At 60.6% G+C, this 23,157-nt stretch carries 22 protein-coding genes; 7 read left to right on the top strand and 15 right to left on the bottom strand.

Features of this window, described 5'->3' with window-relative positions:
* Window positions 1–15: 15 nt before the first annotated feature.
* Window positions 16–900 (bottom strand): NAD(P)/FAD-dependent oxidoreductase, encoded by an 885-nt coding sequence (locus tag JN756_RS13215; protein ID WP_201022159.1) that lies wholly within the window; start codon window positions 898–900, stop codon window positions 16–18.
* A gap of 143 nt (window positions 901–1,043) precedes the next feature.
* Between JN756_RS13215 and JN756_RS13210 the strand changes: the two genes are divergently transcribed.
* The gene (locus tag JN756_RS13210) at window positions 1,044–1,481 is read left to right on the top strand and encodes an Rrf2 family transcriptional regulator (RefSeq protein ID WP_046383812.1); all 438 of its coding nucleotides are present in this window, start codon (window positions 1,044–1,046) and stop codon (window positions 1,479–1,481) included.
* Window positions 1,482–1,486: 5 nt separating this feature from the next.
* Here the strand turns inward: JN756_RS13210 and JN756_RS13205 are convergent, their stop codons facing one another.
* Window positions 1,487–2,932 carry a mechanosensitive ion channel family protein gene (locus JN756_RS13205; protein ID WP_126589015.1) on the bottom strand — a complete coding sequence of 482 codons (1,446 nt, stop codon included), beginning with the start codon at window positions 2,930–2,932 and terminating at the stop codon, window positions 1,487–1,489.
* Between the two features lie 224 nt (window positions 2,933–3,156).
* On the opposite strand from JN756_RS13205, the gene JN756_RS13200 reads away from it, so the two are divergent.
* Window positions 3,157–4,383 (top strand): MFS transporter, encoded by a 1,227-nt coding sequence (locus JN756_RS13200; RefSeq protein WP_201022158.1) that lies wholly within the window; start codon window positions 3,157–3,159, stop codon window positions 4,381–4,383.
* 200 nt (window positions 4,384–4,583) lie between these two features.
* On the opposite strand, the gene JN756_RS13195 is transcribed toward JN756_RS13200, so the two are convergent.
* From JN756_RS13195 to JN756_RS13185, 3 genes are all read right to left on the bottom strand, one after another.
* Window positions 4,584–5,450 (bottom strand): pirin family protein, encoded by an 867-nt coding sequence (locus JN756_RS13195; RefSeq protein WP_201022157.1) that lies wholly within the window; start codon window positions 5,448–5,450, stop codon window positions 4,584–4,586.
* A gap of 137 nt (window positions 5,451–5,587) precedes the next feature.
* On the bottom strand, window positions 5,588–6,646 hold the full coding sequence (locus JN756_RS13190) for a diguanylate cyclase (protein WP_046383816.1): 1,059 nt from the start codon (window positions 6,644–6,646) through the stop codon (window positions 5,588–5,590).
* Window positions 6,647–6,728: 82 nt separating this feature from the next.
* Window positions 6,729–7,361: a LysE family translocator gene (locus JN756_RS13185; protein WP_046383817.1), complete on the bottom strand. Its 633-nt coding sequence runs from the start codon at window positions 7,359–7,361 to the stop codon at window positions 6,729–6,731.
* A gap of 142 nt (window positions 7,362–7,503) precedes the next feature.
* Here JN756_RS13185 and JN756_RS13180 point away from each other — a divergent pair, with 142 nt between their 5' ends.
* Window positions 7,504–8,931, top strand: a complete 1,428-nt coding sequence (locus JN756_RS13180; RefSeq protein WP_201022156.1) for an aminotransferase-like domain-containing protein — start codon at window positions 7,504–7,506, stop codon at window positions 8,929–8,931.
* Window positions 8,932–8,935: 4 nt separating this feature from the next.
* Here JN756_RS13180 and JN756_RS13175 read toward each other — a convergent pair whose 3' ends face one another.
* Genes JN756_RS13175 through JN756_RS13160 form a run of 4 tightly spaced genes read right to left on the bottom strand, consistent with a single transcriptional unit; the run spans window position 8,936 to window position 12,180 of the window.
* Window positions 8,936–9,601 carry a methionine ABC transporter permease gene (locus tag JN756_RS13175; RefSeq protein ID WP_057004814.1) on the bottom strand — a complete coding sequence of 222 codons (666 nt, stop codon included), beginning with the start codon at window positions 9,599–9,601 and terminating at the stop codon, window positions 8,936–8,938.
* Window positions 9,598–10,344, bottom strand: coding sequence for a methionine ABC transporter ATP-binding protein (locus tag JN756_RS13170; RefSeq protein ID WP_082107772.1), 747 nt, complete (start codon window positions 10,342–10,344; stop codon window positions 9,598–9,600). Before JN756_RS13170 ends, JN756_RS13175 begins: the two co-directional genes overlap by 4 nt.
* Complete coding sequence (locus JN756_RS13165; RefSeq protein ID WP_201022298.1) at window positions 10,341–11,135, bottom strand: MetQ/NlpA family ABC transporter substrate-binding protein; 795 nt, start codon at window positions 11,133–11,135, stop codon at window positions 10,341–10,343. The genes JN756_RS13170 and JN756_RS13165 overlap by 4 nt, the downstream gene beginning before the upstream one ends.
* Before the next feature lie 13 nt (window positions 11,136–11,148).
* The gene (locus JN756_RS13160) at window positions 11,149–12,180 is read right to left on the bottom strand and encodes an isopenicillin N synthase family dioxygenase (protein ID WP_046383820.1); all 1,032 of its coding nucleotides are present in this window, start codon (window positions 12,178–12,180) and stop codon (window positions 11,149–11,151) included.
* Window positions 12,181–12,686: 506 nt separating this feature from the next.
* On the opposite strand from JN756_RS13160, the gene JN756_RS13155 reads away from it, so the two are divergent.
* The 4 genes from JN756_RS13155 (at window position 12,687) to JN756_RS13140 (ending at window position 16,513) form a co-directional block, all read left to right on the top strand.
* Window positions 12,687–13,403: a winged helix-turn-helix domain-containing protein gene (locus tag JN756_RS13155; RefSeq protein ID WP_057004815.1), complete on the top strand. Its 717-nt coding sequence runs from the start codon at window positions 12,687–12,689 to the stop codon at window positions 13,401–13,403.
* Window positions 13,404–13,407: 4 nt separating this feature from the next.
* Complete coding sequence (locus tag JN756_RS13150; protein WP_057004816.1) at window positions 13,408–14,163, top strand: YuxH family protein; 756 nt, start codon at window positions 13,408–13,410, stop codon at window positions 14,161–14,163.
* Between the two features lie 30 nt (window positions 14,164–14,193).
* On the top strand, window positions 14,194–14,865 hold the full coding sequence (locus JN756_RS13145; protein ID WP_108526493.1) for a winged helix-turn-helix domain-containing protein: 672 nt from the start codon (window positions 14,194–14,196) through the stop codon (window positions 14,863–14,865).
* A gap of 256 nt (window positions 14,866–15,121) precedes the next feature.
* The gene (locus JN756_RS13140; RefSeq protein WP_108526496.1) at window positions 15,122–16,513 is read left to right on the top strand and encodes an undecaprenyl-phosphate glucose phosphotransferase; all 1,392 of its coding nucleotides are present in this window, start codon (window positions 15,122–15,124) and stop codon (window positions 16,511–16,513) included.
* A gap of 38 nt (window positions 16,514–16,551) precedes the next feature.
* On the opposite strand, the gene JN756_RS13135 is transcribed toward JN756_RS13140, so the two are convergent.
* The 6 genes from JN756_RS13135 to JN756_RS13110 all read right to left on the bottom strand — a co-directional run bounded on the left by JN756_RS13135 (window position 16,552) and on the right by JN756_RS13110 (window position 23,151).
* Window positions 16,552–18,627 carry a YjbH domain-containing protein gene (locus tag JN756_RS13135; protein ID WP_057004819.1) on the bottom strand — a complete coding sequence of 692 codons (2,076 nt, stop codon included), beginning with the start codon at window positions 18,625–18,627 and terminating at the stop codon, window positions 16,552–16,554.
* Window positions 18,624–19,391 (bottom strand): capsule biosynthesis GfcC family protein, encoded by a 768-nt coding sequence (locus JN756_RS13130; RefSeq protein WP_046383826.1) that lies wholly within the window; start codon window positions 19,389–19,391, stop codon window positions 18,624–18,626. Before JN756_RS13130 ends, JN756_RS13135 begins: the two co-directional genes overlap by 4 nt.
* Complete coding sequence (locus JN756_RS13125; RefSeq protein WP_046383827.1) at window positions 19,388–20,047, bottom strand: YjbF family lipoprotein; 660 nt, start codon at window positions 20,045–20,047, stop codon at window positions 19,388–19,390. The genes JN756_RS13130 and JN756_RS13125 overlap by 4 nt, the downstream gene beginning before the upstream one ends.
* Before the next feature lie 13 nt (window positions 20,048–20,060).
* On the bottom strand, window positions 20,061–21,173 hold the full coding sequence (locus JN756_RS13120; RefSeq protein ID WP_079443579.1) for a polysaccharide biosynthesis/export family protein: 1,113 nt from the start codon (window positions 21,171–21,173) through the stop codon (window positions 20,061–20,063).
* Between the two features lie 88 nt (window positions 21,174–21,261).
* Window positions 21,262–21,501 (bottom strand): hypothetical protein, encoded by a 240-nt coding sequence (locus tag JN756_RS13115; RefSeq protein WP_046383829.1) that lies wholly within the window; start codon window positions 21,499–21,501, stop codon window positions 21,262–21,264.
* A gap of 240 nt (window positions 21,502–21,741) precedes the next feature.
* Entirely contained in the window at window positions 21,742–23,151 is a 1,410-nt protein-coding gene (locus JN756_RS13110) for a mannose-1-phosphate guanylyltransferase/mannose-6-phosphate isomerase (protein ID WP_046383830.1), read from the bottom strand.
* Window positions 23,152–23,157 lie beyond the last annotated feature (6 nt).

The raw sequence follows: 23,157 nt of genomic DNA, 5'->3' as shown, positions 1-23,157 counted from the left end.
CGATCCCGGCCAGCCTCAACCGTGGATCAACGAAACGTGCGCGCCCACCCCGGCGCGCACGCCCTCGGCCACCGCCAGCGCCACGGAACCGGCGGCAAGGGACGCATCGCCACCGGCAAACACGCCAGCCACGGAGGTCTGGCGGGTTTCGTTGGTGTGCAGGTACGGGCCGGTGGGGCCGTCGGCCAGCACACAGCCCAACTGCTCGGCCAAGGGGCTGAGGCGAGTGCGGGACATCGTGAATACGCCGTCCAGCTGAATCACGCGGCCATCGGCCAGTTCCAGAGCCACGCGCTCACCGCTGATCCGGGTCACCGCCGTGCGCTCCACGCGGACCCCGCGCCGATCCAACTGCGCCTGTTGCTCGGCATCCGGGGTGAACACGCCGTTGGTGAACAAGGTGGTGGTGCCCCAGTCCGGCAACATCAGCGCATGGTGCATCGCCAGCGGCGAGGTGGCCAACACACCGATGCGGCCTTGATCCAGCTCATAGCCGTGGCAGTAAGGGCAATGAAACACGTGCTTGCCCCAGCGTTCCGCCAAGCCTTCGAGGGCGGGCAATTCATCCACCACCCCGGTGGCGAGGATCAGGCGTCGCCCCTCGAATCCGCCGTTGTATTGCGTGTGCACCCTGAAGCCGCCCGGTGCCGTAGCCGCCTGTAATACGCTGTCCTGCACCCAGGTGACGCTCGGATACTCCATCAGTTGGCTGCGACCTTCGGCGGCAATGACGTCCGGCGCCTGGCCGTCCTGGCCGAAAAAGCCATGGGCGGTGGCGGCAAACCGATTGCGCCGCTGCCCCGCGTCGATCACCAGAACCTTGCGTCGCGCCCGCGCCAATTGCAGGCCGGCGGACAAGCCGGCATAGCTGCCGCCCACGATAATGACGTCATGCATCATGAAAGTGCCCCTTGTCAGGTGCGCGCGGTTATCCGCGCGCTTTCACGACACACCATAAGTTACGTAAAAATAGCACGTCAAGTGTCTCGCAACTTTTTGGGTTACGAAGGATACTTTCGACCGAATCGACTTGAGGTTTTTTGATGAGAAACGACACCCGCCTCTCGCGCATGCTGCACGTGCTGATCCATATGGACCGCCATGAAGCGCGCGCCACCTCGGAGACCATCGCGCAGATGCTCGGCACCAACCCGGTGGTGGTGCGGCGCACACTGGGGCTGCTCAAGGAAAAAGGCTATGTCCGCTCGGAAAAAGGTCATCAGGGCGGCTGGACCCTGGGCAAACCCTTGAGTGAAATCACCTTGCTGGATATCCACAATGCCTTGGGTACGCCGTCGATATTTGCCATCGGCCTGTCCACCGACCACCCGCAATGCCTGGTGGAACAGGCAGTGAACGCGGCACTGAGCGACGCGTTCGACCAGGCCCAGGCACTGTTACTGGCGCGGCTGGGGGATGTGACGCTGGCGCAGTTGGCCGAGGATTTCGACGAGCGTTGCCGCCTCGCCCCGGCACCCTGATCGCACTACAGCCGGCGCTTGCGCAACCACTGCAGGAACCCCTTCTTCACCGGCACCACCGGTGCTTCCTGGGTCAGGGTCTGCGCCGCATGTATGCGGAAATCCAGCAGCGCTTTCATCGCTTCGCCGATGTCATGCCGCGCATCCAGGCACGGCTTGAGGTATTCCTTCTCGATGCGATAGAGGGTGCAGAAGGTCTTGGCGCGAAAGTCCGCCAGCGTGGCCTCGTCGGACAAGATCCCAGCCTCGCCGATCACCTCCCCCGGCCCCATGCGCCCGGCTTCGAACATGTGCCCAGCCTTGTCCAGCATCACCGAGACCACGCCGGATTCGACGATAAACAAATGATCGCTGACCTCCCCCGCCGGCAGGATCACCGCGCCGGCACGGTAGCTGTGCAGGGTCATGTTCTGGCTGAAGGTGTCTTTCTCTTCCTGGCGCAAGGTGGAGAAAATCGACGAGCGCTCCAGCAACGCCCGCGCCCCCGACAGCGCCGGCGGCGTGCTGCTTTCGGTGGCAGACAGCAAACCGACGCCCGCCGCCTGCAAGTGCCGGAAAGCCAGGTCGTACAGCTGGTTGCGCACTTCGCGCTTGAGCGGCATCGACGGCACAAAGCCGCTGATTTCATACTCCACGCCGTCGCTGGCCGAGGTTTTGAACGCCACGCTCGGCGCCGGTTTGGCCAGCAGCGGCCGGCACCCTTGCATCGCCCGCTCCAGCGCCTCGATCACCGTCTGCGGGCGGGCGTGGGGGCTGACTTGCAGGCAGACCGACAGGCCGAACATATCCGCCGGGCGCGAAAAGTTGACGATCTTGGCCTTGGCCGCCAACGAATTGGGGATCACCGCCATGCTGCCCTGGGAGGTCTGCAACCGCGTAGCGCGCCAATCGATATCGGTGACGCGCCCCTCGGTGCCGTCGATGGAAATCCAGTCATCGAGCTGGTACGGCTTGGTGGTGTTGAGCACGATCCCGGAAAACACATCGCTGAGGGTGCTTTGCAGCGCCAGGCCGACGATGATCGCCACCGCACCGGAGGTGGCGAGCACGCCCTTGACCGGCAGGTCGAGCACGTAGGCCATGGCGGCGATGATCGCAATCAGGAAAATCACCGCGCCCAGCAGGTCCTGCAACAGCCGACCGGTGTGGCCCACGCGCTGCATCATCACCGCGCCGAGCAACACCGTCAGGGTCCGCGCCGCGAACAGCCACCAACCGATCTGCAACGCGGTGGCGGCCAGGTGCAGCGCGGTGTTGTCGGCATACGGCGCGACGAGCATCGGGTTCATGCCGTCGTTGAACAACACGGCGCTGAACACCGCAAAAATCACCAACCGCGCCGCCAGCTTCCAATTGGCCAGCTCAGCGGAAATCAAGCGCCACACGCCGATGTCGATAAAGATCAGCGCCAGGGCGCACAACATGGGGTGATCAGCGATAAATGAGGGCATCCAGGCGACTCCAGGGTGAATGCCGAGAAGATCGCATGAAATGGGGATGTGGGGGTATAGCGCGGAGCAAAATGCGGGTGGGAAATTGCACCGTATCTGAGCACCTGATTGCATCAGCACTGACCAGGCGTTTGCATCGCGCCGGATTATCTAGACACCTTGTAAACTCATACTGATGTTTCTTCAGACCGCTATGCCACGTCGCTTACACAAAGGAGTTCCCTATGCGTAAGGATTACCTCGCCTTTTTTATCTCGCTCTTTCTATCGAGGCTGGCGGATCAGATCCTGTTGTTTATTGTGCCGCTGGTGGTGTTCCAGACCACCAATAGCGCTTCATGGGCAGGGCTAGCGTTTTTCGTCGAATCGCTGCCGCGATTTCTCGCGTTCCCGCTGTGCGGCGCGCTGTGCGACAAGTACCCGCCTATTAAGATCCTGCATATCAGTCAGGTCTACCGGGCATTGCTCTGTGTGCTGGGGGTGGTGCTCTACGGAATCTTTGGTGGCATCGGTTGGGTAGTGGTGCTGTCGGCACTGTGCGGAGTGCTGACCACGCAAGGCATCATGGCTCGCGAAGTGCTGATGCCGCATATCTTCCAGCACTACAGCTACACCAAGACGTTGTCCTACTCCCAGATCGCCGACCAGGCGGGACTGGTCCTCGGGCCTCTGGTGGCGGCACTGATGCTTGAGGTTTGGGCTTGGCATTGGGTGGTGCTTTGGATCGCCGGATTGTTCCTGCTGGCAGACCTGAGCATACTGGCGTGGCAACGTCTTAGCCGTATGACGCTAGAGGTGTTCGAGCAGCATCAAGACATCTGGCTGCAGCCCTTGAGGATCGCTTTTGGGCATATCCGTAGCCTGGCGGAATTGAAAAAAATCATCATTCTGGCGGTAGGCGTCAACCTGATCGTTGGTGTCACCTTGGCAACTTCGGCGGCCATGGTGATCGGCCAGTACAGCGCCGGCAAGGATAGCTATGCAGGGCTTCAGGCGGCGGGTGCGGTGACAACAATCGTGATCCTGTTCCTTCTCGCTCGGGTGGTGCTGCCTCTGCGAGTCCTCGGGGGTGTCGGATATTCGATGATCGCAACGGGGGCATTCATCAGCGCCCTGAGTCCGAGTCTGCTCGGCTATGTGCTGGGTTTCCTGCTGATTGCAGGCTTCGACAAAATGTTCAACGTCTACATACGCACTATCCGGCAGCGGGTGATACCGCCTCAGGACTTCGGTAAGACGGTAGGTGTGATCACGCTGCTGAACAACATGTCCCAGCCTCTGGCAGGTTTACTGGTGGCTTTGTTAGCTGCGCCCTTGGGCACCCAGACCGTAATCCTGATTTTGGCCGTGTTAACGACTATTCTTGGGACATTTGCCCTGTGGTGGTTCGCAAAGGCTCGCGGCCCATCCCCGAGCTTGATTCTCGAAGCTGACCAAGAAGCCGGAAAATAGAAAGTTGCGTCGGCAGGCTTGTAAGCATTTTCCAAGGAAGCATACGGATCATGTCCGCAAAGAAGAGTCTGCCGGTTCGAACTCATGATCGCCGCCGAACGTTTACAGCATAACGACCACTCTCGGCCTCACGGGTCAAGTCCATGCAATTACGCATGTGGGGGCTTGCCCGCTCCCACATTAGGCTTGGCGTCAACCTTTCAGCGCTGCATCTGCCCGAAATGACCGGAGTTAAAATCAGCAAACGCCTGATGGATTTCCTGCTCAGTATTCATCACGAACGGACCATGGCCGATGATCGGCTCGTCGATCGGCTCGCCACTGAGCAACAGCACCCTGGCGTCGTCGCTGGATTCCAGCGACAGTTGCGTGCCGTCGCGCTCAAACAGTGCCAATTGCCCCTGGCGCGCGATTTCTTCGCCATTGACCAGCACCGTACCGCGCAAGATCACCAGCGCGGTGTTGCGTCCGGCGTGCAGGTCCAGGGTCAGCGCCTTGCCGGCGTTGAGGCGCAGGTCCCACACGTCGATCGGCGTGAAGGTGCGCGCCGGGCCTTTGGTGCCTGCGAACTCACCGGCAATCAGGCGCAGCTGGCCAGCCTCATTGGCCAGCGGCAGCAGCGGAATATCGCTGTCGACAATCGTCTGGTAACCGGCGTCGGCCATTTTGTCCTTGGCCGGCAGGTTGACCCACAGTTGCACCATCTCCAGCACCCCGCCGCTACGGGCGAAGGCTTCGGAGTGGAACTCTTCGTGGAGGATGCCCTTGGCGGCGGTCATCCATTGCACGTCGCCGGGGCCGATCGTGCCGCCAGCCCCGGTGGAGTCGCGGTGCTCGACTTCGCCGTCGTAGACGATGGTCACGGTTTCAAAGCCGCGATGCGGGTGCTGGCCGACGCCGCGACGTTGTGTGGTCGGGGTGAAATCGGCCGGGCCCGCGTGGTCCAACAACAGGAAGGGGCTGATGTGCTTGCCCAGGGTGTCGTAGGAAAACAGCGTGCGTACCGGAAAACCGTCGCCGACCCAGTGGGCGCGGGGGCTGGTGTAGATGCCGATGAGTTTTTTCATGGTGTACCTCCAAAGTGCCTACACCATAAGTCCCAAGGGCCTTGGGGACTAGCCGGCAACCGCGGCGTTGTTCGTTCTATGCATAGGACAATCAGCACGTCCTCAGTTTGTTTTTGCTGGCTGGGGACGCCGTCCCACTAGACCGACCTCAACCAAGGCCCCTGCACCGCGCTGACCCGATTGCGCCCGCTGCTCTTGGCGTCGTATAACGCCTGGTCGGCATCGTTGAGCCAACTGGTCGAATCGCTATGCCCGACCCGATAAGGCGCCAGGCCGATGCTCAAGCTGACACGCAGGGTCGGGTCCTGGGCATAGGCCAGCGCATTGAAGCGATCGCGCAGGGTATCCATCACTTGCGTGGCGCGGTTGAGCGGCACGTCCGGCAGGATCACGCAGAACTCGTCACCGCCGTAGCGTCCGGCCAGGTCGGTGGCGCGCAGGTTCTGGCGCAGCACTTTGCTGAGCTGGCGCAGGACGAGATCGCCGGTGACATGGCCGTAGGTGTCGTTGATCACTTTGAAATGATCGATGTCGATCAGGGCAATCACCGCGCCCTGCTGCCCGCCGTGGCAGCGCTGGAACTCGATGTCCAGATGGCCCTTCCACGCGCCATGGTTGAGCAGGCCGGACAAGCTGTCGGTGCGACTCAGGGCCAGCAGCTCACGCTTGTGCCCGGCCAGGGACACCGCCTGGCGATAGCAAATCCAGCCCAGGGCCAGCGGATACAGCATCAGGATCGGTAAACAGGCATACAACTGCGCCTGGCTGGTCATGCCGATGAAGGCCGGGGTGAAGATCAGCAGCGACACGCCGACGCCCAACGCCTGCGCCACCCAGCCCGCCAGCATGAAACGGGGACCACCGATGGCCACATTGTTCATGGTCATCATCGACAACGTGGTGACGCTGGGCAGTGGGTTGAAGTGCATGGCACCGACCCAGAAGCCACCGCAAAACGAATCGAACAGCAGGTTGTGGCGCTCGCAACGCAATGTGTTGGCGCTGCGGCGTGCCCATTGATAAGCCAGGTGCGGCCAGACAAAGCCGTTGATCAGCATCAACGCCCACACCCAAAGCGGTGGGTTCAACGCAGACATGCCAAAGGCCACGCAGGCAAAGCCAAGTGTCAGCCCCAACGTGCGGGTTTTGTACAAGCGGGTAGCGAGCGGAACTCCATTTCCTCCGGCGGCTGGCATGGTGAGGTGCGATCCTGGGTAGGTGCCTGGAGTCTATCAGGGCAACAGCATATCGCCACTACCCCTTGTAAGCTCAGCGCCGTCAGTGGGAAAAGCCCCGCGCCAGCATCCCGGCGACGCCCAGCAACAACAATGCCGTGATCCGTTGCAACCAGACCCGCCGCCGGGGGTTTTCCAGTACCGGCTTGATGCGCTGGCCAAAATAGCCATACAGGCAGCCACTGGCAAACTGCAGCACCAGAAAGGTCAGCCCGAGGATAGCGATGTCCGCCATCGAGTTGTGCTCCCCGGCCCCGGCGAATTGTGGGAACACGGCGCTGAACATAATGATCGCCTTGGGGTTGGAAAACCCGGTCAGCAAGCCCTTGCCGAACAGACTGCGTGCGCCTTCCACGGCAACGACCCCGTCGATGGACACGCCGCTGCCGGTCCACTGTTTGTAGGCCAGGTAGAGAATGTAGGCGACGCCGACCATCTGGATACCCTGGGTGATGGCGAGGTTGCCTTTGATCAACTCCGAGAAACCCACGGCAAAGATCAGGATAGAGACCAGGTACGACACACTGGCGCCGAGCTGCGCCGGGATCGAGCCGCGCAAGCCGTCCTTCAAGCCCAGGCTCAGCAGCAGCAAGGTCATGGGGCCGGGGCTGAACGTTACGGTGGCGCAAAACAGCAGAAAGTAGAGAAACGAAGAGAGCGTCAACGCGCTTGTCATAGCCTTGGACCTTGGGAAGACAGCCGGAAAGTGGCCGGATAGCCGGCAGTCTAGGGCCGCGGCATTGCGCAGGGCAGGTAAAGTAAGGCCTAATCCGGCCCTACTTCACCGGTAAAATCACCAGCAAAGACAAGGAAGCCGCATGTTTGTATCCGCCATCGCCTTTCGGGCTGGCGCACCCAAGGTGCAACAGATCGTCGAGGCGTTCAGCCAGGCCATCGAGAACGGCGAATGGGCGCCCGGCAGCAAGTTGCCGTCGGTGCGTGAACTGACCCAGACCCTGGGCGTGAGCAAGTTCACCCTCAACGAAGCGCTGGACCGCCTGCGCGGGCGCAACCTGTTGACCTCGAGCCAGGGCCTTGGCCACTTTGTGACAACAGACATCATCCGCGCCGCCTCGACGAGCTGGGTCGACCTGTTGCCCCAGGACTTGCTCAGCGTGTTACGCCGGCCGTTGGTCACCGTCAATGGAGATCTGCGCCCCGGTGGCGGGCATTTGCCGGAGGAGTGGCTGAACAGCGAGGCGCTTCGCCAAGCCTTGCGTAGCGTGGTGCGCGCGCCGTCGCTGCGCCTTGCCGGGATGGGCACGCCGGCCGGGTTCCTGCCGTTGCGCCAGGCATTGCAACACAAACTGCATGCCGAAGGGTTGTCGGTGCCGGTGGAGCAAATCATCACCACGCCCAACACCCTGCAAGGCCTGGACATGCTCATGCGCTTGCTCGCCCGCCCCGGCGACACGGTGCTGCTCGACGCGCCCTGCTACTTCAACTTCCACGCCAACCTGGCCCTGCACGGGGTCAAGGTGGTGACGATCGAGCGGCGCCCGGATGGCTTCGATTTCGACGCCCTCGAACAGTTGCTGGCCGAACATCGCCCCAGCCTGTACCTCACCACCAGTGTGTTGCATAACCCCACCGGGCACTCTTTCAGCCCCAGCCAGGCGTTTCGTCTGCTGCAACTGACCCGCCAGTACCACTGCCATATCGTCGAGGATGACCTCTACGGCGACCTGCATCCCAACCCGCCGCCGCGCCTGGCCACCATCGCCGGCCTGGACCAGGTCACCTACCTGTCGGGCTTCTCGAAAATCCTCAGCGCCAACACCCGCGTCAGCTACGTGGTGGCCGCGCCGCAACTGGCGGCCAACCTGACCCATATGAAGTTGATGAGCGGCGGCGTGACCTCGGAGCTGTTCGAGCAGATCGTCTACCGCATGCTCAGCGAAGGCAGTTACGCCCGGCACCGCAAGCGCATGGTGCAGCGCTTGCTGGAAGCCGGTGCGCGTGTCGAACAATGGCTCAAGCGCTGCGGCTGTCAATTGCCGATGGCGTATGAAGGCGGCATGTTCATCTGGGCCCGCCTGCCGCCGGGGGTGAACGGCGAACAACTGGCCCAGGAGGCGTTGAAGCAGAACATGGTGCTGGCACCGGGGGCATTGTTCGGTTACGACCCGGCGCTGCCTGATTCGATGCGCTTCAATGTGGCCCACAGTGACGGGCCCGGGGTGCAACAAGCCTTCGAAACGCTGTTGCTCAAGGCTGTGCGCGAGCCGCGATCACTATCGACATGAAGGCTCATCGGCGATGCGCCAACGACCTGACGCAGCGATCGCCCAGGCTTTGCACGCCCTGCACGAGCACCACCAACACCACCACCGTCACCACCATGATCTGGTTGTTGAAACGCTGGTAGCCGTAGCGAATCGCCAAGTCGCCCAACCCACCGCCGCCGATCACCCCGGCCATGGAGGAAAAGCCGATCAGCATCACCAGGGTCAACGTGACCCCGGCCACCAGCGCCGGCAAGGCTTCGGGCAGCAGCACCTTGAAAATCACATGGCGGATATCGCCGCCCATGGCCACGATTGCCTCGATGCGGCCCTTGTCCACGTCATCCAGGGCGGTCTCGACGATACGTGCGAAAAACGGAAAAGCACCGATGGTGATCGGCACCACCGCCGCCGTGCTGCCCAGGGTGGTGCCGACAATCAGGCGGGTCAGCGGAATCAGCGCGATCAGCATCACCACAAACGGTAGCGAACGCCCGAGGTTGATCACCGCACCCAACGCACGGTTGAGCCTTGGCAGCGGGAACAGCCCACCCGCGCGGCTGATAAACAGCAGCACGCCCAATGGCAGGCCGATCAACAAGGTGAACAGCCCCGCCAGCAGCACCATGTACAGGGTTTCGCCGGTGGCGTTGAGCAGCAGTTGGAGAACTTCATCCCAGTCGGTTTTCATCCCGCCCTCACCACCTGCAGGTTGGGCGCCAGCGCACGGCCCAGGCGCGAGGACGGGTCGGCCTGCAGTTGCAGCAGCGTGCCGCTTTCCAACACGCGCCCCGCCGCCAGGGAAACTGCGCTGTCGCAGATCGCCTTGACCACATCCAGCTCATGGGTGATCAACACGATGGTCACCCCCAGTTGCCGGTTGATATCGCGCAACAGCGCCAGGATCGAAGCGGTGGTTTCCGGGTCCAGGGCGCTGGTGGCTTCATCCGACAATAAATACGCCGGGCGCGCGGCCAGTGCGCGAGCGATGCCGACACGCTGCTTCTGCCCACCGGAGAGTTGCGACGGAAACGCCGCCGCCTTGTCGCTCAAGCCAACCAACGCCAGCAACTGCGCCACCCGCGCGACGCGCTCGGCCTTGGGCACCCCGGCAATCTCCAACGGCACCGCGACGTTATCCGCCACGTTGCGCGAGTGCAGCAGGTTGAACCCCTGGAAGATCATGCCGATGCGCTGGCGTTGCTGGCGCAGCGCCTTGCCGGTTAACCGGGTCAGGTCCTGGCCATCCATGAGGATGCGCCCGGACGTCGGCCGCTCCAACAGATTAAGGCAGCGCAGCAACGTGCTTTTACCGGCGCCGCTGCGGCCGACGATGCCAAAGATCGAACCATCGGCGATCTGCAACGACACGTTGTCCAGCGCCGCCGGCTGGCCGTCGGCGTAGGTTTTGCTGACACCCTCGACGACGATCATTCGAGCGCCACCGGGATCACCGAGCCGGCATATTTCTCGCTGATGAACTTGGCCACCGCCGGCGAGCGCAGGTCTTTGGCCAGTTGCTGGATGCGCGGGTCCTGCGCCAGTTTGGGCGTGGTCACCAGGATATTTGCGTAAGGGTTGCCCTGAGCCTTCTCCAGCCCCAGCGCATCCTTGGCCGGTTGCAGCCCGGCTTCCAGGGCGAAGTTGCCATTGATCACTGCCAGGTCGACATCCTCCAGCGCCCGGGGAATCTGCGGTGATTCGATTTCCAGGATCTTCAGGTGCTTGGGGTTCTCGGCGATGTCCTTGGGCGTGGCCTGGTCCTTGGACGCATCGTTGAAGCCCGGCTTGAGGGTGATCAGGCCATTGGCTTGCAACAGGTACAGGGCGCGGCTGAGGTTGGTGACGTTATTCGGCACGGCGACGGTGCCTTTGTCCGGCACCTGGTCGAAGCGGGTGTGGCGGTGCGAATAGATCCCCAACGGTTCGATATGCACGGTGGCCGCCACCGCGAACGCCTGGCCGAGCGCCTGTTCCTGGGCCTTGAGATACGGCAGGTGCTGGAAGTAATTGGCGTCGACATCGCCATGGGCCAGCAACTCATTGGAGTTCACGCCGCTGGGGATCTCGATGATGTTCAGCTTCAGGTCCGGGTCGAGCTTCTGCACGTATTCGAGGATTTGCGCATGGGGAATCGGGTCGGCGGCGACGCGCAAGGCATCGGCGGCCGCCACATTGAAAGCGCTCAGCAAGGTCGCCAGGGTAAGTGTGAAGGTCTTCAACAGAGTGATCTCCTGATCAGGCGGACAGTGCATGGGGCAGTGTGGCGTCGGCGTAGAAACGCTGGGCCACATCCGGGTGGGAACGCAGGCGGCCCTTGAGGTAGTTCCAGCCGACGTCGCGCAGCAACGGGTTGCGCGGGTCGCTGGTGGGGCCGTGGGCATCGCGCAGCAGTTCGGGCGCCAGCGGGTACACCGGCACCACCGCATCCAGCTGCGCGCCGAGGAAAAACGCCAGGGACACGCGCTCGCGGCCCACCGGCGGCGACACCACGCGGTGGACCGTGGCGCGCAGATAGCCGTTACTGGCCAGCTCGAGCAATTCGCCGATGTTCACCACCAGCGTGTCGGGCCGCGGCGCGGCGTCGATCCAGCGCCCCTCCTCCACTTCCACCTGCAAACCGGCCTGCTGGTCTTGCAGCAGGAAACTCAGGAAGCCGGAGTCCTTGTGCGCGCCAACGCCCTGGCGACTCTGCCCGGCGTGGCGACCGGGGTAGCGGATCAGCTTGATATGTTCGTTGGGCTTGTCGCCGTACAGCGCGTCGAACGCATTTTCGGGCAGGGACAAGGCCTGGGCGAACGCGCGCAGCAGGCGCAACGACATCCGGGTCATCGCGTGCTGCCAGGCCAACACCCGAGGTTTGAGCTCGGGCAGCGCCGCCGGCCATTGATTGGGGCCTTGCAGGCGCGCCCAGGCCGCGGGGTGTTGCGCGACGGCCAAGGGTTCGCGCTCGGCACCGACGTCGAACTGCTCACGCAGGTCCGGCTGGCCCCGGGTGATTTCCGAGGCCGCGCGGTTATAGCCGCGAAAGTGCGGAGAGTTGATCATCCCGACGGCCAGCTTGTCTGCCTCGGGCAAGGCGAAAAAAGCCCGCGCCTGCTGCTGCACCTCGGCCAGCAATGCCGGGGCGATACCGTGACCGGTGAGGTAGAAGAAGCCGACATGCCGCGCGGCAAAACGCAGCTCATCGAGAAACGCGCTGCGCTGCGCCGGGCTGCCATCGAGCAGCGACAGGTCCAGCAGCGGCAAGGCGGTGATTGATTGCAGCATCGGCGGCTCACTCCATGAACGTCTTGGGGGAGCAACCAAGCTAAACGATCTTAAAAATCGGTAATAAATACCTTTTTAGAATTAGCTTAAGCCGTCGTCGGATCCGGGCGGACCGCGCAGGTAAAGCGCAGAATCGACAGCACCGGGCAGGCGTCGGTGGCGCCGAGCTGCAGTGATCCGATGCTGGCTTCGCTGGCAAATTCCTGGCGGTTTAAGGCAATTAGTCGCCCCGTCACCCGGCCTCATTTATAGAAAAATTAAATCGCCATTGGCCTAAAAACCAATTGACCTAAGATACTTATCGCACACTAACAATCTGCACTAGCATATGTGTACACCCACGCAAACGCCCCACCCGCAACACCTCCCTCGCACCCCGCCGCAGCCTTTAGAATAAAGCTACGAATGTTAAAATTTGTCACGTTTTGGCGGAATCAATTCGATTAGTATCTAACGCTAGCGGCGATTGAACTGTCGGCCTTGCATGCCAGAAAAGGGAGTAGGTGATGCATTTTTCCAACGTCCTCGCTATTGCACGGACTGCGTCTAAAACTGAGGATTTCAGAGCACTTATAGTTCGTACTGTACCGAATGATTTAAAAGTCGATACACGCAGCTACGGTCAACTAGTCGGTCATCATGAAGATCACGCCGATTATCGCGCCATCGTCATAGAAATCGACACGCCTTCTGCCAGCAATCAAACCCTGGACATCATAAAAAAAACCAGGCATAAAAACCCGACTGGCCTGATAGTTGTCTTCATCACGTTCGCCTCTACTCAAAGTAAAACCAAATATTATTTGGCCGGCGCGGACTACTGCCTAAAAGTCACCGAAACCTCCCCTGAAGAAAAGTTGAGTTTAGTCGAGGCGTTTCTCAATGAAACGTATCGCTTGGACTGCTGCAAACTTATTCTCGATCAGGACCGGATGTGCATTTACGGCAACGGTCAGAAACTTGAGATTTCCTTCATCGAAATGAAAGTTCTCGAGGCACTGATCTATAACCGACTGCTCAGTCACGATGAAATCGCCAATGTTATGGGGCTCAACACCAAATTCTACGACTCCCGAGCCCTGGAAAAATCCATCAGCCGCCTGCGCAGCAAAATCAAGGCGCGCTATGGCGAAAATATCATTCAGAACATCCGTGGCTACGGTTACAAGTTGAGCCGTGGAATTATTTCCGCCCAGTATTTGCACCCAACCCAGGAGAGATAGCGTCGTGAATAACGAGAAAATATCGCCTGTCACAATAGCCCAACCCAAGCTCTTCAGACAAGCGATAGTTGAGCGCAGTTGCGCACTTTGGGGCAATGAGATTCGCGTAACCAGCGCACATAATCTGCTCAATCTCCCAGAGCATTCGCAGCCTTTGTATCGCGCTCAACTTAAATGCGCCTACCGTGACGCCCTGTCGCGCATCGACCCACGCATGACTGCCGATTTTAGCCATTTACCACTTGCTTCTGCACAGCCGGTGACTCATAAATTTCTGCGCATCGAGCAATCAACGCTTATGTCCGAAGACACGCTCAAGGAACTTATCCAGGTCGCGCATGTCTTGGAAAGCTATAAGCAGCAACTCGTTATCACTATAGAAAACCCCTTGGACGCACTTCCCGGCCCCGCAGAACGCCGCGCGATGGTGCGCCAACTGTATAACCTCAAAGACCGCAGCAGTATCAAGCTTGCCTACAATAACTACACTCTGGATACAAAGCAGGCCGACCTATTGATCGAACTGAAACTCTATGACTATATAAAAATGCCATTTCCGGATGTGCTCCTGAGACTCAGCCTGAATATACGCTCAGATCTGTTCGACCGGCTCTACGACCGCATGTTAGAGCTGATAAGCACCAGCCGAGCCTCATTCATTGCAGACAAAGTTGAATTCTCTGACAGTGCAACACTCGCTAAGCGTTTGCCTTTCAATTACTTTCAGGGCGGTTATTACTCGCCGGCCGAAAATGTATAACACTCAACCCATAGGACCATGGTAACCACTATGAGCTCACTCAAAAAACACCTATCCACCACTACGCCCACCTTTATTCCGCTGCCCGACTTTGCGTCGCATGCGGAGTTACTCTATGGCGATATAGCTTGCCCGCCGCGAACCAAGACAGCAGAAACCCAGGCAACCAGCACGCCATTGTTTGGCAACCAGTATTTCAATTCGCACTACACTAACAACTCAACGATCGAAAAACCCGACAGCGCCAATAACGCATCAACGCCGGTCATTTACAAAACATTGCAACCCTACAATAAACTGGAACTAAACGTTCAACTCCACAGCACCGACAGGCCTCAAAAAGCGCTGGCGACCCTCACCGAAAAACCTCCGCTACAGGCACCCGACTACTGGACCTTTACACAACATGACCGAATGTTGGTCAAGGGTGGTTTACGCATTTCCTTGACCACGATCGAGTCAGCACTTATCAAAAAAATGTTACATCATGAAGAACGCGTGGTGAGTAAAGAAGAACTTATTCGCAATATTGGTCGTGAACCTGAGTTGTATCGCGGCCTGGAAATGTGCCTCAGCCGACTTCAGGAAAAATTCAAGCGCGTCAACGATGGCGAGCGTTTGTTCCGTTCGGTGAGAAATCGGGGCTATTGCTTGACCCAGAGGATAAAAAACCCCCTGGAACTCGCCCAGCAGCTTCGCTGAAAAAAAATATAATAATTCTAGAGTCGTTAATCTTGGCGTTGATCACGCTCCACTCTCTGCCTTTTTATAACAATCCGTCTCACCCAACAGCCACTTAACTATCGCTATGTGCCTGTTATAACTCGTCAGCTACTGCCCCCTGCCGTTGATTAATATCAATCTGTGCGCGCCTACGCGTGCCTGTCTATTTGGCTGTTTCAATGCCACGCCTCGCTTAAGCCTGCCACCATGAGTGGTCACCACTGGGAGCAGTAGTATGCTGAATAACCGGAGAATGCATCGTAACCTAACACCCAAAGGTCTGACCTTTTGGGGGCAGTGGACGCTGGCGTCAAGTTTGGTCGTCACACTGTTATTTGCATTGGTTATTTTAAAGACTGGCCAGCTGGAATATCCCTACCGGGTATTGGCTGCCTTTAGCATATTGGCCTCGATCCCGGCCTATATGTTATGTGACGTCTACAGCAAGAAAGATGATTACGCGGTGGGACTGGGCCGACTCTTCATGGGTTGGTTACTTACCCTGCTGATACTGGTTGCGGTGGGTATTGCCTGCAATGCTAACGCGTTGTTCCCCCTCGAAATCCTGCTACTGTGGGCGGCGATTAGTTATGCCGTGCTGGCGCTCTGTTACATCCCGGTCCACAGTCTTTCCCGCTATTACCACGGGCAACTTCACGAGCGACATAAATCGCTGATCGTGGGTACCGGTAAACTTGCTGCCGACCTGGCGAAAACACTTTCCCGGCAAAAACGCTCACCGTTGGTCGGCCTCGTCGGCGCCACGGCGACTGCAGCCCCGGGCGTGCAATCGCAGATACTCGGCGAGCTGCCGGACCTCCCGCAGTTGATCCGGCAGCACGGCATCCGCAGGCTGTACATCACCCATTCGCTGCAGGAAGCCACCCATATCGAGGCGCTGTACATCAACCTGCTGGAGATCAGCGTCGACGTCATCTGGGTCCCCGACCTCAACAACATGCTGCTGCTCAATCACTGCGTGGCCGAGGTGGACGGCCTGCCGGCGATTTTCCTCAATGAAAGCCCGCTGACCAGCCGTCCGACCGCCGCACTGAGCAAGTCGCTGCTGGACAAAAGCGTGGCCTTGCTCGCGCTCATCCTGCTGAGCCCGCTGCTGTTGCTGTTCGCCGTGCTGATCAAACTGACCTCCCCCGGCCCGGTGATCTTCAAGCAGGACCGTCACGGCTGGAACGGTCAGGTGATCAAGGTCTGGAAGTTCCGCTCGATGCGCGTGCATGACGACCACGAAGTACGCCAGGCCAGCCGCCACGATTCACGCATCACCCCCGTGGGGCGTTTCATGCGCCGCACGTCCATCGATGAACTGCCGCAGTTGTTCAACGTGTTGCAAGGGCACATGGCCCTGGTCGGTCCAAGGCCCCATGCAGTTGCGCACAACGACTACTACTCAGGGAAGATTCACGCGTACATGGCGCGCCACCGTATCAAGCCCGGTATCACGGGGCTGGCGCAGATCAATGGGTGCCGGGGCGAGACCGAGACCCTGGAGAAGATGCAAAAGCGCGTCGACATCGACCTGCGCTACATCAACACCTGGTCACTGTGGCTGGACATCAAGATCCTGCTGAAAACGCCGTTCACACTGCTGTCCAAAGACATTTACTGAGGCAAACAAAGGGGGACTTCACGTCCCCCTTTCCTTGTCTATTCAGTGATCTTCTCGAAGTTCCGATAGAACAGATCACTGTCACGGCCATCGGTCATCGTATGCAGCGAATACGCGCGATTGAGGCGCGCGCCGCCATCGCGGGTCAGCGGCGCCCACACCAGATTGGCGCGGCGCATCGTCGACAGGCTCATCAGCTCATCAAAGGGAATTGACAGGTAAAGGCCTTTGTCGAAGCTGCCTTCGCCAAAGGCTTCTTTTGACGCGGTGGTGCGGGTGACCCAGGCGCCAATCCGCACGCCATTGTTGAACTCGCGCGACAAGTCCAGGGTGGCGCCCCAGTCCCGGGCCAGGTAGCGACCGACACTCAGCGCACCCTGTGTGTTGAACGGCAAGTCGGTGTAGCCGGTGATATGCCCCGTGACCGTGCGGTAGTCGCGCAGGCTGAAGTCCTGTTCGAACCCGCGCTGGCGCACGTAGTTCAGGTCGGCGCCCAAGGCCCAGCGCTGGCCCATCGGCCGGTACAGCACCTCACTGCCGACACCGGCGTACATCGATTCCAGCAACCCGCCGTAGACCATGCCATACAGGTCCTGATCCAGTCGCACCGCGTGGTTGAGCTGGAACGTCGGCACGGTCACGTCAGAGCTGGTCATGTACTTGCGCAGATCGGTACGCACGCGCGGCAAGCCGCTGGGCGCGTCGTAGGTGAAGCCATCGTAGTTGTTCAGCAGGTTGACGCTGAGCAGGCCGCTCCACCAGGTGTTGCGGGTGAAGCGGTATTCGGCGTCGAGGTCGGCGGAAATCTGATACAGCAGGCCATCCGGCCCGCCGACGTTCTGCTTGTAACCCAGCCCGACGCCGTAGCTCAGGGGCTTGGGCGCTTGGGTGTAAAGCAGCGTTTGCGCCTGGGCGCTGGGCGGGTTGACTTCGGTCTGGCGATGCAGGGTCTGCAGGGGCTCGCGTTGGTTGACCACCTCGCGGAACGTCTCGCGGGGCACGCTGGTTTCTTCGATCGGCATGGCGTACCGCTCGCTCACCAGGGTGAACCAGCTGATCTGGTCATTGACGCTGTCGTCCAGGATACGGCTGGCGCGCCCCACGGCCTTGGCGCTGTAGAGATAGCGCTGCTGCTCGCCATACACCAATAACTCAGGGCCGCGCTGGGCAATCCGCTGCACGTTATAGCCGGCATTGTCCTGCAAACGCTTGGACACCGCGGCCCAATCCACTTGATCCATCGCGACGCTCGGCGCCTGAGCGGGCAGCTTGGGGGCCGGCGGGTCGTAGGTTTTGACCGGCGCCTTGCGGCTGACGAAATTGGTGTGCAGGGTGATACCGAACATCGCCGTGTTGCCGCGCTCCCACGCGGCACTCAGGTCGACGGAGTCGGCCACCTTGTAAACCAGCCCGAGGTTGACCGGCGAGTCCTGGCGCAGATGGTTGTTTCGAGGCTCGTTCTGGTAGTCGTTGCCCTCGTATTCCAGCTTGAGGCTCAACGGCGCCCAGGGTGTCTGGTAGGCGACGCCGCCAAACAGCGCGGGCCGGCCGCGGAAGTAACCGTTGGAGAAATTGCCGGAACCTTCGGCGGTGGGCCGCTCGTTGAAGCGATCACTCAGCGCGCCCAGCGGGTTGCCAAAATCGCCCCGGCTGCCCAGGTAACCCCAGGCGATGCCCGCACTGAAATCGAATTCGCCATAACGCTTGTTGGCCACCAGGTACTCGCTGGAAAACAGCCCGGTGCCGCCCAGGTCGAGCATCCCCAGCGCGACCTGGGGCAACCAGTGGCTTTCCTCGTAGAGACGCACTTTGGCGTCGACGGCCTTGTCCTTGTAGCTCTGGCTGCCACTGAACGATTCGGGACCATAGGGGCGGTTGGTGATGGCGGTGTAGCGAAAGGTGCCTTCGAGCCAGTCCAGCGGTTGCGCGGAAAAACTGTAGCGACTGTAAGGTTCGGTGCGGTTGGCATTGACGCTGAGTTCGCCGGCCGGGGCCATGCGTGCGGTCGGGGTTTGCAACAGCCCGACCCCGCCAAAATCACTCTGGGTGTAACGCGGATCGCCGTGCGCGACGCCACAGGGCACCAGCAGCACGGCTGCAATACATAATTTCAAGGCGTGACCTCAGCCAGGGGTTGGGTGGCAAGAAACTCGGCCAGTTGTTGGTTCAGCTCAGGGGTGGGCGGTTCCAGGTCGTCGCTGCGCAGCGGCACCAGCAGCGTGCTGCCCGGTGCAGGCGCGGCCGCCGTCTCGCGGTTCCAGGGGGCAATGCCCAGGCGCGTGACCAGGCCGTCGGGCTGGATCAGCCACAGGTAGTCGACGTCGGCCCCCGCCACCGCCGGGCATTCGTCGAGATAATCGCGTGCCGCCCGCATCGGTTGGAACACCAGGGTGCAAGGCTGCGCGACCGCGCCCAGGACGCGCACACCTGCCGGCCTGGGCGGGTAGATCAGTCGATCGCCGTCGCTGACCCGCAGATTGGGCGCAAAACCGACCTCCACCGCCACCGGGTCCAGCATCGCGCGTTGCCGGCCGGTCACCGGCAAGGCCTGCACCTGTCGATAAACGCGCGCCGCCAAGTCGGCCCGGCTGTCGTACCCGGCGGCCAAGGCAGCCTGGCGCAACGTATCCAGGTCAAACAGCACACCGGCTTTGAGCCGGGCCTGGGGCTCGATCAATGGCTGGTGCAGCCAAGCCGCCGCCAGCCAATAGCCCTGGGCATCCGGTTGTGACGCAATGATCGCGTCGAGCAAGCGCGCCTCGGGCGGCAGGGCGATCGGCCCGGGGTGCAGGACTTGGCCGCTCACCGTCAGGGCGGCGTGGCATGCACTGGCACAACTCCACAACAGCGCCAGCGCCCATCGTTTGCGGGCGGTCATCGGGCCTCCTTGCGGGCGGGTTGCAGTTGGGTGATTTTCAACGTGAGGCGCGGGCTGAGGTGCTGTTCGCTCTGCACAATGAAGCCGTCAGTGGGGTCGACCCAATAACGGTTGCGCGCACGAAACCCCAGCGCCTCGGCTTCGATGTCCTCATCGACGCGCAACAAGGTGTAAGGCTTGTCGAGGATTTCGAGCGTCTCCATGCCCTCGCGGGTCAGGCGGCTGGTGACGGTGATGCCGACGCGATAGCCATCCACCAGGTCGATCTGCCGGCTGCTGCGGTAGCCGTCCGGCACGCGGTGCAGCCCCTGCTGGAACGGCGACTGCCCTTGCCAGCGCGTGCCATCCAGATCAGTGCCGAGGCCAACGGTACGCACCACCAGGCCATCGCGCATCAATAGCACCTGTTTGCCGGAGGCGACCCAGAACTGCAGGTCGTCGCGCTGACGAATCAACGCCATCACGCCTTCGCTGGACACCGTGGTCACTTTGATCTGGGGAAACGGCACGGCGTCCACCTGGGCCTGGCTCAGCACCAATGGCGCAGGCCCGACGACGGCCGCCTTGAAGGTATCGAGCGAGGCCTGCATCAGTGGATTGCAGCCGCACAACAGCCACGCAAGGCACACGTAAATACCGGTTTTCACACTGTTCACGCAGGTTCCACCCTTATCGGCTGTTGGCTTCGCTCAGGTTGTTTTGGGTGGAAGCACCGGTGCCGATGATCGAGGCGGAAGGTATCAACTGACTGATGACCCGGTTCCAGCGGGTGATATTGGCGGGGCCGACGAACACCACGTCCTGGGGTTGCACATCGAAGCGCGTGGCCAGGGCCATGGCTGCCGGGGAGCCGGCTTGCAGATGGAAGACCTTGGCCGGTTGCGTGTCCAGGTTCTGTGCGCCGCGGATCACGTAGATCGCATCGGCGTTCGAGGTGTTCTGGTTGATGCCGCCCACCGAGCCCAACACATCCGTGAGGTTCATGCTGCGTGTCTTGAAACTCAATGCGCGGGGCTGCATGACCTCGCCCATCACATAGATGCGCTTGCGGTCGTTGTAGGGCAGGTACAACTGGTCACCGTCCTTGAGGTAGATATCGTTCAAGCGCGACGGGTTGAGATTGAACGTGTCCAGGTCGAGTGTGTAGCGCTTGCCGCCGCGGGTCAGCGTGAGGTTCGAGAGGTCGGCATTGATCGGATCGACGCCGGAAGCACCGATGGCCTCCATGACGCTCATCGGGGTGGTGGTGATCGGTACAGGCCCAGCCTTGAGCACTGCCCCGGTGATCACCACTCGCTGGCTGGCAAAACGCAGCACACTGATATCCACCTGGGGGCTGTCGATGTACTGACGGAGCTTATCGGTGATTTCACTGCGCAGCGCCGCGAGGGTGCGGCCCTTGGCAACCACTTCGCCCACGTAGGGGTAGAACAGGTTGCCGTCGGGGTTGACCAGGCGCCCGTTGGCATCGATTTGCTGCTGCGGACCGGAAGGCGCAGTCAATTCCGGATGGTCCCAGACCGTGATGTACAACGCATCATTTGGGCCGATCAAATAGGGCCCGGGTTTATAATCGAGCAGTTCTTTGGGAAGCGCATAAGAGACTTGAGTCGCCGCGTCCATGGCCAGCAACTTTGGAGTAATCGGGATCAACTCCACGCGACTGCTTTCAGCACCGCCCTCCTTGGTCATTGCCTCGGTGTCCATATATTGACCGGGCGCAAACATGCAGCCTTGTAACAATGCGGAGGCCACGACCGCCACAGAAAAAATACGCATCATAGTGCTAAGACACTCGCGATAAACGACAAGAAAAAAAGACTACTTGGGAGGGGTTTCCAAGCAGTCTTATAAAGCGGAAGGCGTTCTGTTAGTTGCCGGTACCGGTGGTACCCGTGGTGCCAGTGGTGCCTGTGGTGGTGCCTCCATTGGCGCTGCCACCGCTGCTGGACGCGGCGGCGACGCCCGCGACCAGGGCCGCGCCGACCAGCAGGGTTTCCCCCACCGTCACAGAGCCGACCACCGCGGTACTCAGGCCAAGCGGCAACTCGGCAGCCATGGCAGAAGTACTCAAGAGACTGAGCACAATAATAGCCAGTTGTTTTCTCATATCAGACTCCTTATCGATAGTGAGCATTTAGCAAACGAGCGGGTGCCGCTGAAATACACCTTGATAGTGCCACTCAAGTAAACAACGCACCAGCCCGGACATTACCCGGAAAGTTGAACGTATTCGTTCGAAAATAACATTTCTCGAAGCCAGCCCCCGTGTATCAACACGTTGAGGCCGCGAAACTAACAAGGCTGGCGGTTTAACATCGGAGCAAATGTTATTAATTGTCGGAAAACCTCAGGCCCGGCCGTACTTGTCTTCGAAACGCACAATATCGTCCTCGCCCAGATAAGAACCCGACTGCACTTCGATCAATTCCAGTGCAATCACGCCAGGGTTCTCCAAGGCATGCACCTGGCCAATGGGGATGTAGGTCGATTGGTTCTCCGAGACCAGGTACGTCTGTTCGCCATTGGTGACCTTGGCCGTACCGCTGACCACGATCCAGTGCTCCGCACGGTGATGATGCATCTGCACCGACAGCTTGGCGCCGGGCTTCACGGTGATGCGTTTGACCTGGTAGCGGTGGCCGCTGTCGATGGCGTCATACATGCCCCAGGGCCGGTAGACCTCACGATGGTTGAGGTGCTCATGACGCCCGTCGCGCTTGAGTTGGTCGACAATGCCCTTGACCTGCTGCACCTGGTCCTTGTGCGCCACCAGCACCGCGTCCTTGGTTTCGACGATGATCAGGTCCTGCACGCCCACCGTGGCGACCAGGCGGCTGTCGGCGTTCACGTAGGTATCGCGGGTATCCAGTTGCAGCACATCGCCCTGCAGCACGTTGCCGCCGTCGGTTTTCTCGCTGGCTTCCCATAACGCCGACCAGGAACCGATATCACTCCAACCGGCCTGCAACGGCACCATGATCGCGTCGCTGGTTTTTTCCATCACCGCATAATCGATGGAGTCGTCCGGGCAGGCGGCGAATAGCGCCTCATCGACCCGGGTGAACAACTGATCCTGGCTACCCGCGGCCAACGCCGCGCGGCAGGCCGTGAGAATCGCCGGCTGCAAGCGTGCCAAGGCGTCCAGGTAACGGCTGGCACGGAACATGAACATGCCGCTGTTCCAGTAATGATCGCCCCGCGCCACGTAGTCGGCAGCGGTGGCGGCATCCGGCTTCTCGACGAAACGCTTCACCGCATACCCGCCCTCGCCCACCGCCTCGCCCTGCTCGATATAGCCGTACCCGGTGTGCGCGCTGGTCGGCGTGATGCCGAACGTCACCAGCTTGCCGGCCTCGGCCAGCGGCAGCGCCACCGCGAGGCTGGCATGAAACGCGGGAACATCTTCAATCAGATGATCCGCCGCCAGCACCAGCAGGATCGGGTCGCGGGACTCGTCGAGCGCCTTGCAGGCCGCCAGCGCAATCGCCGGCGCGGTATTGCGCCCCATGGGTTCGAGCAGGATGCTCGCCTGCTCCATGCCCAATTGACGCAATTGTTCGGCCACCAGAAAACGGTGCTGCTCATTGCAGATCACTTGCGGCAAGGCGACATCCGCGCCCTCCAGTCGACCGATGGTCTGCTGCAACATCGACAGGCTTTTATGGGTCAGGCGCAAGAACTGTTTGGGGTTCAGTTGCCGCGAGAGCGGCCACAGGCGCGAACCCGAACCGCCCGCCAAGATCACCGGTAATAACATGAACGC

The organism is Pseudomonas sp. Y39-6 (assembly GCF_023651955.1).
Classification (GTDB): Bacteria; Pseudomonadota; Gammaproteobacteria; order Pseudomonadales; family Pseudomonadaceae; genus Aquipseudomonas; species Aquipseudomonas veronii.
The sequence above is the reverse complement of the archived record's forward strand: the minus strand, read 5'-3'. Positions and strand labels throughout refer to the sequence as shown.

Coding starts and splice junctions, on each gene's coding strand:
- JN756_RS13190 (WP_046383816.1), bottom strand. CDS start 6,646: ATGCCAGCCGCCGGAGGAAATGGAGTTCCGCTCGCTACCCGCTTGTAC.
- JN756_RS13205 (WP_126589015.1), bottom strand. CDS start 2,932: ATGCCCTCATTTATCGCTGATCACCCCATGTTGTGCGCCCTGGCGCTG.
- JN756_RS13195 (WP_201022157.1), bottom strand. CDS start 5,450: ATGAAAAAACTCATCGGCATCTACACCAGCCCCCGCGCCCACTGGGTC.
- JN756_RS13175 (WP_057004814.1), bottom strand. CDS start 9,601: ATGAAAACCGACTGGGATGAAGTTCTCCAACTGCTGCTCAACGCCACC.
- JN756_RS13170 (WP_082107772.1), bottom strand. CDS start 10,344: ATGATCGTCGTCGAGGGTGTCAGCAAAACCTACGCCGACGGCCAGCCG.
- JN756_RS13120 (WP_079443579.1), bottom strand. CDS start 21,173: ATGATGCGTATTTTTTCTGTGGCGGTCGTGGCCTCCGCATTGTTACAA.
- JN756_RS13140 (WP_108526496.1), top strand. CDS start 15,122: ATGCTGAATAACCGGAGAATGCATCGTAACCTAACACCCAAAGGTCTG.
- JN756_RS13180 (WP_201022156.1), top strand. CDS start 7,504: ATGTTTGTATCCGCCATCGCCTTTCGGGCTGGCGCACCCAAGGTGCAA.
- JN756_RS13200 (WP_201022158.1), top strand. CDS start 3,157: ATGCGTAAGGATTACCTCGCCTTTTTTATCTCGCTCTTTCTATCGAGG.
- JN756_RS13115 (WP_046383829.1), bottom strand. CDS start 21,501: ATGAGAAAACAACTGGCTATTATTGTGCTCAGTCTCTTGAGTACTTCT.
- JN756_RS13160 (WP_046383820.1), bottom strand. CDS start 12,180: ATGCTGCAATCAATCACCGCCTTGCCGCTGCTGGACCTGTCGCTGCTC.
- JN756_RS13130 (WP_046383826.1), bottom strand. CDS start 19,391: ATGACCGCCCGCAAACGATGGGCGCTGGCGCTGTTGTGGAGTTGTGCC.
- JN756_RS13145 (WP_108526493.1), top strand. CDS start 14,194: ATGAGCTCACTCAAAAAACACCTATCCACCACTACGCCCACCTTTATT.
- JN756_RS13155 (WP_057004815.1), top strand. CDS start 12,687: ATGCATTTTTCCAACGTCCTCGCTATTGCACGGACTGCGTCTAAAACT.
- JN756_RS13110 (WP_046383830.1), bottom strand. CDS start 23,151: ATGTTATTACCGGTGATCTTGGCGGGCGGTTCGGGTTCGCGCCTGTGG.
- JN756_RS13215 (WP_201022159.1), bottom strand. CDS start 900: ATGATGCATGACGTCATTATCGTGGGCGGCAGCTATGCCGGCTTGTCC.
- JN756_RS13185 (WP_046383817.1), bottom strand. CDS start 7,361: ATGACAAGCGCGTTGACGCTCTCTTCGTTTCTCTACTTTCTGCTGTTT.
- JN756_RS13210 (WP_046383812.1), top strand. CDS start 1,044: ATGAGAAACGACACCCGCCTCTCGCGCATGCTGCACGTGCTGATCCAT.